Genomic DNA, 12607 nt, shown 5'->3' with positions numbered 1-12607 from the left:
CCCCTGGTTCATTTGGAGGCCACCGATGAACGAAGCCCTACGCATCCTGGCCGTTGACGTAGGCACCGGCACCCAAGACATCCTGCTCTTTGAGAGCGACAAAACCATTGAAAACTGCTTCCAGCTTATCATGCCCTCGCCTACGGTCATCATGGCTGACCGCATCAAACGCGCCGATGCACACGGCAGCAGGCTGGTCCTCACAGGTCGTACCATGGGCGGTGGCCCCTGCGGCTGGGCGGCGCGAGACCAGGCGCTGGCTGGTTTCCCTGTGTTCGCCACCGCCGATGCTGCGCGCACCTTCGATGACGACCTTGCTATGGTCGAACAGATGGGGGTGAAGATTGTGGATGAGCAGGAGGCGGCTGCCCTGATCCGGCGGCCTGAGAGCGTTCATTTGGACCTGAAAGACTTCGACGCAGCAGCCATTGTCACTGCCCTGCGGGCTTTCGATATTGACCCCGCCGTTGACGCGCTGGCTGTGGCCGTCTTCGATCACGGCGCCGCGCCGCCTGGCATCAGTGACCGCCTCTTTCGCTTCAACTACATAGCCGAAACTGTCCAGCGCCGCCCCATACCAGCTGCCTTCGCCTATCTGCGCGAGACGCTCCCCGCCGATCTGACCCGTCTTCAGGCAGTCGCTCAGAGCGCAGCCGACTATCAACGATACGCCGACCAGGCGGCTGGCTCCTCAAATGGGGCGGCAGCGCACGAGTCGCTGCCGCTGCTGCTCATGGATACCGGCTCGGCAGCGGTCCTGGGCACATTGGATGACCCCCAGGTAAACCGTGAGCCAGAGTCAGTGTTGGTGAATATTGGCAACTTCCACACGCTGGCGTTTCACCTGATCGATGGGCAGATTGCCGGTCTGTTTGAGCATCACACCGGCCTTCTGGAACAGGCCAGGCTGGAAGACCTGCTGCGCAAGCTCGTGGCAGGCACGCTCACCAACACCGAAGTCTTCGACGACAACGGTCATGGCGCGCTCTTGCGTGGCACCCATCGCAATGGCGCCTTTCCTTTCCTGGCCGTCACCGGCCCCCGCCGGGAAATGCTGCGCGGCTCGGGGCTTCGCCCCTACGAAGCTGTGCCACATGGGGACATGATGCTGGCCGGCTGCTTTGGGCTGCTGCGAGCGTTTGCCGACCAGCGCCCGGATTTTGCCGCTCCCATCAGCGCCGTGCTAGACAACTGAAGCCTGGCGGCGCTTGCCGGTGAGAAGCTACTTTACCTCTCACCGGACAGACGCCGCCAGGCTTCATTCCTCCTGATGTGACCAGGAGGCTGCTGAAGGCAGGGCAACCGACGCTACGTCATCACGACCCGACGCCGACTGGCAGCGCCACCCTTGCGACCAGCAGCGCGAGCCTCGTCGCTGGTCCACTCATGGGCAGTACCCTGCACATGAGCAGCTCGACCGCCTTTACTGGCGATCTCGCGCTGTTTATCGGGGTCCATCGAAGCGAACCCACGCCCCCGACCTTTCCGTTCCGTCACCATTGCGACCCTCCTTTAATTGCCAAGCTGAAATTGCGCTCTCTTGGTTCCGCTGGATGGTCCAAGCCAGGCGCATAGAACCGCCTGTCGTCCCCCGTTCCCTCACGGCCTCCCTGCCTGCCGATACAGCCAGGCGCATCTACGCGATTCAAGGCGCTACCGACTGGATAGGACAGGGATCGCTTCTCCACGCGAAGCTCAGAAATCTCCATCCAGGCACGGATGACTTACAAGTTTCGTGCCACCATTTGGCCCAAATGCTGGTATCCAGCCCTGGAAAAATCCTGTTGTGGAGAAGGATCGCTGCTTGAGAGGTTAAAGGGAAACCCGACAATAGTATTGTAGCAAACTGTCCAGCTTTTGTCATGCCCCCTGCCCGCTAAAGCGTTTCAGAATAGTACCAATGGGGGGGTAATTGCGGGCGCATTGTCATATTTTGGCCCCTCAAGCGATATATGATGGGGGAGTGTTTTCTTTTTCTGCCCCTTCGCTGACCAGACTCAGGAAGCAGAAGCCCCGCTCAAGAACCGGCAGCGCAAAAGGGCGCGAGGCGCCAATAACGAAATAGCCGGGGAAGAAGCCAGGACCAGTGGGAACCGGGAAAGGAAGGAGAATGGGGAAGCAGCGGTGATCCCCCACTACGCATACCCATTAGGGAAACGTCTTACTGCGGACCTTCCTGAGCATCGGTGGAAGCAGCGGACCGGGGAAGCTGAAGGCGGGCAATTTTTTCTTTCATCAGGGCGATCTGAGAATGAACCGCCTGTCGGGATTGCTGAAGTTCTCGCGCAATATCTGACGGGCGCTGGCTCGCAAGGAGCAACCGGCAGATGTGTTCTTGTTTTTCGGTTAGCTCCACTAACGGATTTTCAAGGGCCAATCGCGCCATATCTTCGAGTTCGCCATACTTGCGGCGGCGGTATTCATCCAGGTCCGTTGGTGAAAAAAGCCAGCGATCCAGAATCCGCGTCCCCGGAATGCGCTCGGACTCTACCAGGTGCATAAAATGCCAGTAACTCATACGAAGTTGCTTTGCCGCTTCGCGCGTTGTCAGCAACCCGCTCAGATGTTTCAGATTATCATGGAGTTCGTCACTACGGAGCGCCATCCGCATTCCTCCCCGGTTGGTTTGGTGAGCGCCTCAGCGCGTGCTTGCTCTTATTGAGCCTCCCTGCACTTAAGCCTATCTGGTCATTGTGAGTATAGCATACCAGAATCGAGAGCGCAAGACGCTCTGAAGCTGGGAGGCGGCCAGGAACAGCGCGGTGCGATGAGCCTTAGAACGCCTCACCAACCACTCTGGAGTGGAGCCGCCGGCCAGGGTTTTGTGAGGATGCTTAATCGGCAAATGGACAGAGGCGCAAACGGGTATAGTGCGGGCCAGCGCGTGTCAAATCGCTTTTCATGACGCTCAGATGCGCAACCGGGATTTCCGGGCGTATCTGGTCATCTGTCTGCTTCGGGTGGCTGCGGGCGGGCAAGGCCGATGAGATGACTCGTCGCAGGGCAAGGAGTTCCTGACTGTTGAGCGGAGTCTTGATACGCGCCAGAGTCAGATGCGGGTTGTAACCGCGTTCATCCGGGGGGAATCCATCCTTCGCCAGCCGCCCGGACAGACGCGCCTGCACATCGAGCAAAGGCTGAAGATTGCCAGCCAACCCTATCCAGATGACATGCGGGTTCTGCGCCGGGCCAAACATGCCCAGCGACCCGACGCGCACAGTAAACGGGCTGGCCGCCTGGGCGATCTCTCCTGCCGCTTTGATGGCCTGGTCAAGCTGCGCATCCTCCAGATCACCTAGAAAGGCCAGCGTCAGATGCAGCGTCTCCGGGTCCACCCAGCGCACACGCGGCAGGACACGCGCAAGCCGCTGAATCTCTTGATGCAGGTAACTTCGCGCCGCATCGTTCAGTTCAATCGCAATAAAAGTGCGCGTCATATTCCCTTCACTGCGCCAGAGTCTCCAGAGTCAGTGGCTCCGTTTGCTGGCCGGATGCTTCATCGGGTTTTTCCAAAAGCAGCCTATCGAGTTCATCGCCGTCAATGGTTTCCACTTCGATGAGATGCTCGGAAATGGCGATGAGCTTGTCTTTGCGCTCCAGCAAAATGTCTTTGGCGGTTTGATACGCCTGGTCGGCCAGGAAGCAAATCTCCACATCTATTTGTCCGGCGGTCTGAGGACTGAACGATCCCCCTTCTTCAGCCGTTTTAAATTGAATCTGCCCCAGCGGACTCATGCCAAACTCGCAGACCATCTTCCGCGCGATGCCGGTCACGCGCTCAATATCGTTGGCAGCGCCTGTGGTAATGTCGCCAAAGATCACCTCTTCGGCAGCGCGCCCGCCCATCAGCCCGGCCATCTTTGCCAACAATTCCGAGCGACGCATCAGATAGCGATCTTCCGCCGGCGCTGAAACGGTAATGCCCAGCGCCATGCCCCGCGCAATCGCGGAGACCTTCTGCACCGGGTCGGAGCCAGGCAGCGAGCGCATCACAATGGCGTGGCCCACCTCATGATAGGCGATAATCGCCTTCTCAGATTCGGTAATGACCCGGCTCTTGCGCTCTGGACCCGCCACCACGCGCAGGATGGATTCTTCAAGGTCAGGATAGGTAATCGCGGGACGATCATACCGCGCAGCGAGAAGCGCCGCCTCGTTGATAAGGTTGGCAAGGTCGGCTCCTGAAAACCCTGCCGTCTGGCGGGCCAGCCGCCCAAGGTCCACTTCAGGAGCCAGCGGCTTGTCTTTCGCGTGCACATCGAGAATCTGGCGGCGGCCCTGAATATCAGGCTTTTCGAGCGTGACGGTGCGATCAAAGCGCCCCGGACGGAGCAGCGCCGGGTCCAGCACATCAGGCCGGTTGGTAGCGGCAATGACGATCACGTTGGTATGGGTATCGAACCCATCCATCTCTACCAGAAGCTGGTTGAGCGTCTGTTCGCGTTCATCGTTGCCGGTGGTCGGCATCGCGCCGCGCTGGCGTCCCACCGCATCAATTTCATCAATAAAAATGATGCAGGGGCTGTTCTCTTTAGCGGCATGGAAGAGGTCGCGCACCCGCGAAGCGCCGACCCCCACAAACATTTCGACAAACTCAGAGCCGCTCACACTGAAAAAAGCGACGCTTGCCTCGCCCGCTACTGCCCGGCTAATCAGCGTTTTGCCGGTGCCTGGTGGGCCAACCAGCAGAACACCCTTTGGGATACGCGCGCCCATCGCGCTGAACTTTTCCGGGTGCTTCAGAAAGTGGACAATCTCTTCAAGCTCCTGCTTCGCCTCTTCTACCCCGGCAACGTCTGCAAAAAGCACAGAGGGGCGGGACTCGCTAAAACGCTTGGCTTTGCTGCGTCCAAAGGGGACAGCCTGACCACCGCCTATCGAACTTCTGCGCACGATCACGATCAGGACGCCCACAATCAGGAGTACCACGATCACGTTGAGGGCGACCTGGGACCAGCGGCTCACCCCATCGGAAGCCGGAGCCACCGTCACCTCGACACCATCTTTTATCAGGCGATCTGTTATTGTCTGTTGATCCTCTTTGATAGCCTCATAATTTTTGCCATTGGCAGCTCTGGCTTGAATCTGATCCCCGTTAACAGTGACCTCTTTTAGCTGGTGTTTATCGGCCATATCCAGGATTTGACTGATCGGCGCTTGTTGGTAATCGGCGCCGGGATGACCACTGACAGCAAACCACAACAGGAAGCCCATACCAACGACGGCCACAACCATGATCGCCGCTCCAAACAGCAGCGGCACAGGGAATAGGCGTTTGGGGCCAGGGCCAGATGGTTCAGGAGATGGTGTCGAATGGGGAGAACGATGAGTCTGCTTTTTAAGTGATTTGAAAAACCTGTTCATGCGCTTGCAAGATCCTTCCTCAACCCAGCATCTTCTTCTAGCTCGAAAGGAGCAAGAGGACAAACCGCGAGTTAGCTGGCAGGAAAAGGGCGAAAGCTAGAGGGGACACATTACGTGCGCGAGTTCTGACTCTTTGTGTGGAGAGGGTGGTAAACTCCGGGCCTATTATAAGCTCCCCAAAACTTGTGTGTCCAGCCCACTATCAGCCCCTCCACAGAGCTTGCTCTGTCGTCAGCGAGTCAACCCTGCCAGTCCTGCGACCTTGCAGCCGTCCTGGCAAGCCTTAGTAAAGTAGTAGGAAAGAAGTACTTGCGCAGGAAAACTTTCTTATTTTGGATGAGAAGCCCGGGGCTGGCACAAAGATTGCGAACAGGCAACATTGGGTGTTTGCCGCGCCACCTTTCATAACACGCGGCTCATGATGCTGGCGGCGCTGGCGGCTGAAGTGTATGCTGAATAGCTCTTGCGACTGTCTGACATTGCCAGGTAACACCAATGTGTTGCATTTTTACCTGCTCTCTATGGTATAGTCTTATAAGGAAGCAGCAGGATTTGTAGGCACGCCAAGGGGCAATCCCTTTAGGATGTTGAGAGGAGACCCCAGTGCAGAATCCCGATGCTCTGGCAAGGTCTGCAAGCGGTGAATCACTTGCAGCCTATCACGCTGAGCAGGAGATGCCAGTGCCTCCGCTGGCTCCCGTACCACCTCCTCCCTTTCATCCCGTGCGCGTCGCTCGAATACCCCAGTCTACCGATCAGGCAGCAGTGCTACCGCTCGCTTACCAGACCCCCGACCTATCTGCCAGCGATCAGTTACGCTTGATGCAGCAGGCAGGGCATGATTTCGTGTCAGCAGCGAGCGAACGAGAAATCTGGCGGGCGCTCAGTAATTCTCTAAAAGAAGTCTGTCATTTTTCCGCTTGCTCTGTCCTCCTGGTAGACGAGACAGGTAACTATGATCTCGTCGTGATCGCGCGCCACCCATTGAGCCAACGCTTTTTGCAGCAAAATATCGAGCGGCTGGCATTTGAGGTCTTACGCTCTGGACTGCCTCCGGTGAAGCTCCCTCAATTGGCCGAGCGCCAGACCCTTGACGCGCCCGATGAGATCAGCATCGCCGTTCCCCCCCATCAGCCGCTGGCCGAACGTATCGAAGCCTTTATCACCTATCCGCTGATAGGCAAGGGGCGCATGATTGGCATGCTCGGACTGGCCGATGAATGCTGGGGCAGCTTTGGCAAGCAGCACGAGGAGTTCCTGGCTGCTCTCGCTGATTACGCGGCCATAGCACTGGAGAACCTCCGTTTGCGCCAGGCACAACACAATCTCTGGGAGCAGGTCCACCTGGAGCATCAGCGGCTGGTGCGTATTGTTGCTGGCATGGCTGAGGGATTGTTGATCGTAGACGAGGCGGGACAGATTCATACGATGAACCCGATGGCGCGCACTTTGTTGGCACGCGCGGGGCTGGAGGTCAGCGGAGAGTCCATTCCGCTCTCGGCGCTCCTCGGCGCTTCGGAAAACCACTGGCTGGTGGCGCTCGGCCAGGTACTGGAGCAAGCGTGGCGACGCCAGGAAGCAACTCAGGCAGAGGTAATCGCTGGCATCCCCTCAGCATCTGTACCCACCACGCTCAATATCAGCGCCTTCCCCCATCACGATGCCGATGGGCGACTGGTCGGGGCTGTAGCCGTCCTCAATGATATTACCGACCGCAAGCAAATTGAGCAGTGGAAAGATGAATTCCTCTCCAGCGTCTCGCATGAACTGAGGACACCACTCACCCCAATTAAAGGCTATACACAACATCTGTTGCGCCGCGCAGAGCGCCGCCTGGCAGCTTCTGCCAGCGAAGAGGCAGATAGCCATATCAAACAATCGGCGCCTGAAAGTTATGAGCATCGCTGCCTGGGCATCATCCAAAGTGAGGCTGAACACCTTGAGCGTCTGGTGAATAATCTGCTTGATTTTTCATTGATCCAGCGCGGTACTATTCAACTGCACTCCCATGAATTCGATCTGGCTGAACTGGTGAGACAGACCGTACAATCCATCCAGGCATCCGCTGAACAGCATCGCATAACCCTTAACACCTGGGCGCAAGATACACAGATTCTGGCTGATCGTGAGCGCATCCGGGTCATTATCGGGAACCTGATTGACAACGCCATTAAATACTCTCCAAATGGTGGGCCGGTGACAGTGAACGTGCTGGGGGATGAGCATGAACTGGTGGTAGCGGTAAGCGATAAGGGCATCGGCATCCCCCCTGAGCATTTCGATCACCTGTTTGATCGCTTTTCTCATCCCAGCGCCTTGAGTTCTCAACAATATGGCGGCATCGGGGTAAGCCTCTATCTGGCCCAAGCCATTCTGAAGCTGCATGGTGGGCGCATCTGGGCTGAGAGCAATCGGCGCCAGAGCGAGACAGGCGCGATGTTTGCTTTTGCATTGCCAAGGGAAAAAACAGAGGCGCAGGCAGAAGTAGCAAACAGCCAATAAAATCTGGCGCATTTTTTCAGAGATATGCCTGGCCCCTCATTGGAAGAGGGGCCAGGCATATCTCTGTTTTCTCTGGCTGCGGACTGGCGTGTTGAGGATCACGACGGGAAGGTGAGATGGTTTACAGCCATTTCCGCTTCTATCGGTTATCCTAAGAATAGAGATGTGCAGGAAATGTAACCTTCCCTATCACCATTCGTAATTTTTAATAGACAGACCTGGGCGTCTTCTCTGAGCGAGGCGGCGCACAACAGCCCGAATCAGTGGGCAAAGAGGTGCTAGAATGCTTCCAATTGAATCAGTCATCACCCACGACGAAGAGATACAATGCCTGCAAGAACAAGGGTTTTCAGAAGATCAAGTTGCTATCATCCTGCGCTACCGCGATCAATACACCAGCGGTCTTTATAAAGATGAGCCACCGGAGCAGCGTCGCCTGGAATTTATCCGCTGGCTCTACATCAACGGCAAAATCGAAGGCTAGCGGCTCCTGGTGAGCTAGCTCTATTCCCTCTCTTTTGCTTTGCGCCCTCAAGCCGGGCTACCCTTTATCGGGGTAGCCCGGTTGTTCTATGCAAGTAAACTGGCCTGCGAGCGCCTGGGATCAGGTACGGGCTGCGGCTGGCTGGCGCAGCCATTCGATCACTTTCTGGTTAAAGAGAGCCGCCTGCTCGTCGTGTGGCAGCATACGGCTGTCCTCAATGATCTCCACCTGAGCGCGCGGGTTGAGACGCTGAAACGTCTGAACGTCTTCTACTGGCGTGAGTTTAGCCTGCCTCCCCCAGATAAGCAGCGTCGGCTGAATGAGCCGCGCGAAGGACTCCTCAATGTTGCTGTTGAGATAGCCGGTGATAAACCTGATCGTGGCAAAGCGCGCCCCAGGCTGGTGGGCACTGTTATAGTAGTAATCAACCAGGTCACTGGTCACGGCCTCCGGGCGCAGATAGACTTGTTGTGAGAGATAGAAGCGTATGCCAGGGCGCGACACGACAGCGTTATAGATGGACGGGCCAACGATGGGCGCGCGCAAGATCGGATGGAAAGCTCGCTGGGCCAGGGTAGGAGGCTGATTGAGTTCGTACACGCCCGTTGGCTCAATCAGCACCAGGCGCTCAAAGAGGTGGGGGCGGCGGGAAGCTGCCTGGATGATGTGAGCGGCGCTCAGCGAACTGGCCGCAACATGGACGGGGCGCTCGGCGCCTCCTGCTGCTTCACGAATAAAATCAATGAGCAGTTGGATAGAGGTCTGGGCTGTGTAATGAAACCGAGGGCGGCTGGAAAGGCCAAAGCCAAGGAGATCAGGCGCATAGACGCGAAAATGCTCTGAGAGCGCGTCAAAGTTCTTGCGCCACTCAAATGCAGAAGCGCCAGCATGGATGCCATGCGCCAGCACCAATGGCTCGCCCTGTCCTTTGACTTTATAGAAGACATCTCCTTCTGTCCAGGGATAGCGGTGGCTTTCACCGCTCAGCACGCTAAACGTATCATGGGCATTACTATCGATCACGCGGTTGACAACAGCCAGCGTTCCCAGCCCTCCAGCAAGAGCAAGCAGGGCTGTTGTGGCGCCGCCGATTGGAGAACGGCGTTTGGATGGTTTGGTTGCCATAAGGTCTGCTCTCTAGTAATGGTTGGAGCTAACAGATCACACTCTCTCCATCAGAGAACATCACTAGCTGCAAAAACCATACCCGCTGCCTCATTTCCGCGAAGCCCTGGTGTCGGCTAACTCTTCCCTTTGCCATGCTCCGTGATCTCACCAGCCAGCAACCCAACAGCGTGTGGGAGGGCTGGCAAAATCGCCCCCAGGCATTCACGCACCCCTTTAGGGCTGCCAGGAAGATTGATGATGAGGCTTGTTCCGCGCGTACCGGCCACTGCGCGCGAGAGCATGCCAAAAGGTGTATGCTTGAGGCTTTCCAGCCGCATCGCTTCCGCAATGCCTGGCGCCTGGCGCTCCAGCACCGCCAGTGTAGCTTCTGGAGTGAGATCAGAGGGGCCAAGGCCCGTGCCTCCTGTGGTGAGAATCAGCCCGATCTTCTGATCGTCGGCCCACTGCCGCAGCCGCGCCTCAATCATCGAACGGTCATCAGGCACAATTTCATAGGCGACCACCTGGCCGCCAATTTCTGAGACACTTACCAGTTCGCAGATGGCTGCGCCGCTGGTGTCTTCGCGCTCGCCGCGCGCGCCTTTGGTACTAATAGTCAAGATTCCAACGCTAAACATTGCACTCCCTCTTTCATGAATAAGCACTGGCCGCTTGAAGACTTCTCTGAGAGAATCATAGCTCTCGTCGCAAACCCCCGACACTCCAGGGCGAACTCACCCTTCTATACCCTATACCATATGGGCTAGATAGTGCCGCTGGCCTCTTGCCAAGCCGGGATGAATGGGCCATAATAGCAGTAGTTGCAAGGCGTCTGATCCATGCGCAAATGAGGAACGAGGATCAGACGGCGCTTAGCAGCCTGGCCTTGACCACTGGTGGCTCCCTGGCTGAGCCGTAAACCTAGTAAGGGAATCTTTCAATGGAGAGTACGCGCCGCCAGCCAGATCAAGATCAGAGCCAGCTTTCCTCATCATCTGAGCAGGCTCAGAGGCCCGCACCGGAATATATGAAACACATAGAGCGTCGCCCAGGACAATCACAGCCCCCGTCAGTGGGCCAGAGACCTGAATCGGCGCTGGCCGCCCCCAGCGGCCAGGCCAGAAGCATGCCAGGCTATGCTCATGGAAAAACTCGTATCACCATGACCAGCCTTCCTCCACCACCAGCGCCGAGGGGCCTGGCTCGCCTGCTTTCCAAAGTCTTCGGAGGGCCGGTCCAACCGCTTCGCTTTTTCTGGCGGATCGCCAGGTGGCTCTGGTTGGCAGCCGGATTGATCGTCATCGGCGCTGGCGCATTGGACTATCTGATCGAACTCTTTACCGGTAATCTGCCCAGCGTCGCCGAGGCTTTCTTTGATAGTCCAGTGCTGGAAATAGCGTCACGTCATCCCCTGCGCTTCCCCGCCGCTGCCAGCCTGGTCCTGCTCTTGACGGTGTTGTCCTGGGGAGCGGCGCGTGAGCATCGGCGGCGTCTGAATGCGAGAGCCGAGCGTGTGCGCCAGGCCATTCGCGTCGGAATGGGTACCAATCAGGTTGATGAGGAAATGCGCGGGGCGCTGCTGGCTGGGGATTCTTATGGCAATTTCCAACTTGCCACGCAGGTCCACGAGGAAGATCGCACAACTGATGCTGTCTGGCTCTATCAACTCATACTGGAAAAAGAACCCAAGCATTTTGGCGCAAATTACAACCTGGGGCTGATTCACGCCGAGGCGGAACACTTCGATGCCGCCGAAGGGTACTGTCGGACGGCGATCTTGCTCAATTCTGAAAGCGCCGAAGCGCAGGGGCTAACGGCCTATGTTCTCTATCGGCTAGGACTTTTGGAGGAGGCGCAGCGGCGAGCACGGCTGGCAGTGCGAATGGGGTTTTCTTCACAGCTACTGGAATCGCTCATTTTGCCCGGTCTGGGTGTGACCAGTTCGCTGCCAGCGACAGGCGCTGGTAAAGATATGAAGTGGTAGGCTTCGTCATCGCCACAGCAGCCAGGTTCAGCCTAGCTGCTGTGGCGATAGGGAAGACAGAAAAATGCGCCGTGAACACGCTCTCTCAAAGAGCGACTCACGGCGCTGAGTAATAAAGGACCATGAATAAGACCGGGTGATTTCGTCGAGGGGCGCCTAGGCTTCGATGCGGTAGCTGTCGAGGATACTCTCGACCTCAGCAGCAACAATGCACGCCTGTACTTTTTTGCGGGCAATGATCGCTCCATCACCCGTTTCCAAGTCGGCTCCTTCCAGCAGGCCACATGCCCGTTCTATCGCGCCGCTGCCATGTAGAAAGCGGCGATAGCTAGCCGCGTCAAGTGAAAATGCTGAGCAGATTGGGACAACAAAGATACGCTGCATAGCGTACTCCTTCTTCTTACCACTCTGCTCCGAAGTTCTCACCTCCCAGTTCACCCTCGTGGATGCAGGAGTACCACCCTCAGGAGGCAGTTCCTGCACAAAAACCAGGGTGTGTTCAGTTAATCCCATTGAGACCTCAGCGTCTTCTCAATAGCAGCCGTATTGGTGGATACCCTGTCCTGCTAAGAGCAGGCCCAGGATAGCAGAGCAACACCTGCTGCTTCCGGCTGAATAGCAATTGTCACGCTCCTATGCAGAACACTGCCGCCCTGCATAGCGCCTTTGGGTACCTCCAATCGCTGAAACGAGAGAGCTTTTTTTTGGTAACAACAGGGCATTATCGGCTGATAAAAGTCCCCCTCTGTCCTGGCTATTCTGCTTTGCGAGAGGCGCGTATTAATTCGCCTCTCTCCAGAATCCCCTTCTTGAGAACCATTTTGAGTCTTGACTGTTTCCGAGCGAGAGAGTATCCTCTGCACTAGAGCGGAAAGGATGGGTTCCGCATAGTTTTTGAGGAGGTCTGTACAATATGAGGGCAACTGGCATCATTGGCACCGTCCTTGGCCTCATTCTGGCGATCATCGGTGTTTATCTGTTGATCTCTGCTGGTGGCGTTTTCAGCATCATCGTTCTGGTAGTAGGCGTCGTCCTGCTGGTTTTGGGCGCCTTCGCCTACAGGGGAAGCGCCAAAGCAAGAAGCATGGTGTAGAGACCAGGCACGGCAGCGATTGAAGGTTCCTTAAGCAGAGGGCTGCTCGCCACGCGTGGCGAGCAGCCCTCTG

12 protein-coding genes are annotated in these 12607 nt (G+C 57.0%); 5 read left to right on the top strand and 7 right to left on the bottom strand.

Translation table 11 applies throughout. From position 1 onward, the window contains the following. Positions 1-25: 25 nt before the first annotated feature. Positions 26-1195, top strand: coding sequence for a DUF1786 family protein (locus tag VH599_03665; protein HEY7347392.1), 1170 nt, complete (start codon positions 26-28; stop codon positions 1193-1195). Between the two features lie 113 nt (positions 1196-1308). On the opposite strand, the gene VH599_03660 is transcribed toward VH599_03665, so the two are convergent. From VH599_03660 to ftsH, 4 genes are all read right to left on the bottom strand, one after another. Then, complete coding sequence (locus VH599_03660) at positions 1309-1500, bottom strand: KGG domain-containing protein (protein ID HEY7347391.1); 192 nt, start codon at positions 1498-1500, stop codon at positions 1309-1311. Positions 1501-2161: 661 nt separating this feature from the next. Then, entirely contained in the window at positions 2162-2605 is a 444-nt protein-coding gene (locus VH599_03655) for a helix-turn-helix domain-containing protein (protein HEY7347390.1), read from the bottom strand. Between the two features lie 229 nt (positions 2606-2834). Next, positions 2835-3437, bottom strand: a complete 603-nt coding sequence (gene thpR, locus VH599_03650; GenBank protein HEY7347389.1) for an RNA 2',3'-cyclic phosphodiesterase — start codon at positions 3435-3437, stop codon at positions 2835-2837. A 7-nt stretch (positions 3438-3444) separates the two neighbouring features. Continuing rightward, positions 3445-5364, bottom strand: a complete 1920-nt coding sequence (gene ftsH / locus VH599_03645; GenBank protein HEY7347388.1) for an ATP-dependent zinc metalloprotease FtsH — start codon at positions 5362-5364, stop codon at positions 3445-3447. A 603-nt stretch (positions 5365-5967) separates the two neighbouring features. Here ftsH and VH599_03640 point away from each other — a divergent pair. Both VH599_03640 and VH599_03635 read left to right on the top strand, forming a co-directional pair. Next, positions 5968-7866 carry an ATP-binding protein gene (locus VH599_03640; GenBank protein ID HEY7347387.1) on the top strand — a complete coding sequence of 633 codons (1899 nt, stop codon included), beginning with the start codon at positions 5968-5970 and terminating at the stop codon, positions 7864-7866. Positions 7867-8149: 283 nt separating this feature from the next. After that, entirely contained in the window at positions 8150-8350 is a 201-nt protein-coding gene (locus tag VH599_03635; protein ID HEY7347386.1) for a hypothetical protein, read from the top strand. 120 nt (positions 8351-8470) lie between these two features. On the opposite strand, the gene VH599_03630 is transcribed toward VH599_03635, so the two are convergent. Together VH599_03630 and VH599_03625 are read right to left on the bottom strand one after the other, a co-directional pair. Then, on the bottom strand, positions 8471-9475 hold the full coding sequence (locus VH599_03630) for an alpha/beta fold hydrolase (protein ID HEY7347385.1): 1005 nt from the start codon (positions 9473-9475) through the stop codon (positions 8471-8473). A gap of 116 nt (positions 9476-9591) precedes the next feature. After that, positions 9592-10095, bottom strand: a complete 504-nt coding sequence (locus VH599_03625; protein ID HEY7347384.1) for a MogA/MoaB family molybdenum cofactor biosynthesis protein — start codon at positions 10093-10095, stop codon at positions 9592-9594. A gap of 302 nt (positions 10096-10397) precedes the next feature. Between VH599_03625 and VH599_03620 the strand changes: the two genes are divergently transcribed. Then, positions 10398-11441: a hypothetical protein gene (locus VH599_03620; protein ID HEY7347383.1), complete on the top strand. Its 1044-nt coding sequence runs from the start codon at positions 10398-10400 to the stop codon at positions 11439-11441. A gap of 156 nt (positions 11442-11597) precedes the next feature. Here the strand turns inward: VH599_03620 and VH599_03615 are convergent, their stop codons facing one another. Beyond that, complete coding sequence (locus tag VH599_03615) at positions 11598-11825, bottom strand: hypothetical protein (GenBank protein ID HEY7347382.1); 228 nt, start codon at positions 11823-11825, stop codon at positions 11598-11600. Between the two features lie 529 nt (positions 11826-12354). Here VH599_03615 and VH599_03610 point away from each other — a divergent pair. Further along, on the top strand, positions 12355-12534 hold the full coding sequence (locus VH599_03610; GenBank protein ID HEY7347381.1) for a hypothetical protein: 180 nt from the start codon (positions 12355-12357) through the stop codon (positions 12532-12534). The last annotated feature ends 73 nt before the right edge of the window (positions 12535-12607 follow it).

The sequence above is a fragment of the Ktedonobacterales bacterium genome (assembly GCA_036557285.1).
Taxonomy (GTDB): Bacteria; Chloroflexota; Ktedonobacteria; order Ktedonobacterales; family DATBGS01; genus DATBHW01.
This window is presented reverse-complemented; position numbering and strand designations above follow the sequence as displayed.

Excerpts from the sequence above, each read along its gene's own strand:
- VH599_03665 (HEY7347392.1), top strand. The coding sequence starts at position 26 with ATGAACGAAGCCCTACGCATCCTGGCCGTTGACGTAGGCACCGGCACC.
- VH599_03635 (HEY7347386.1), top strand. The coding sequence starts at position 8,150 with ATGCTTCCAATTGAATCAGTCATCACCCACGACGAAGAGATACAATGC.
- VH599_03655 (HEY7347390.1), bottom strand. The coding sequence starts at position 2,605 with ATGGCGCTCCGTAGTGACGAACTCCATGATAATCTGAAACATCTGAGC.
- VH599_03610 (HEY7347381.1), top strand. The coding sequence starts at position 12,355 with ATGAGGGCAACTGGCATCATTGGCACCGTCCTTGGCCTCATTCTGGCG.
- VH599_03615 (HEY7347382.1), bottom strand. The coding sequence starts at position 11,825 with ATGCAGCGTATCTTTGTTGTCCCAATCTGCTCAGCATTTTCACTTGAC.
- VH599_03625 (HEY7347384.1), bottom strand. The coding sequence starts at position 10,095 with ATGTTTAGCGTTGGAATCTTGACTATTAGTACCAAAGGCGCGCGCGGC.
- VH599_03660 (HEY7347391.1), bottom strand. The coding sequence starts at position 1,500 with ATGGTGACGGAACGGAAAGGTCGGGGGCGTGGGTTCGCTTCGATGGAC.
- VH599_03630 (HEY7347385.1), bottom strand. The coding sequence starts at position 9,475 with ATGGCAACCAAACCATCCAAACGCCGTTCTCCAATCGGCGGCGCCACA.
- thpR (HEY7347389.1), bottom strand. The coding sequence starts at position 3,437 with ATGACGCGCACTTTTATTGCGATTGAACTGAACGATGCGGCGCGAAGT.
- ftsH (HEY7347388.1), bottom strand. The coding sequence starts at position 5,364 with ATGAACAGGTTTTTCAAATCACTTAAAAAGCAGACTCATCGTTCTCCC.
- VH599_03620 (HEY7347383.1), top strand. The coding sequence starts at position 10,398 with ATGGAGAGTACGCGCCGCCAGCCAGATCAAGATCAGAGCCAGCTTTCC.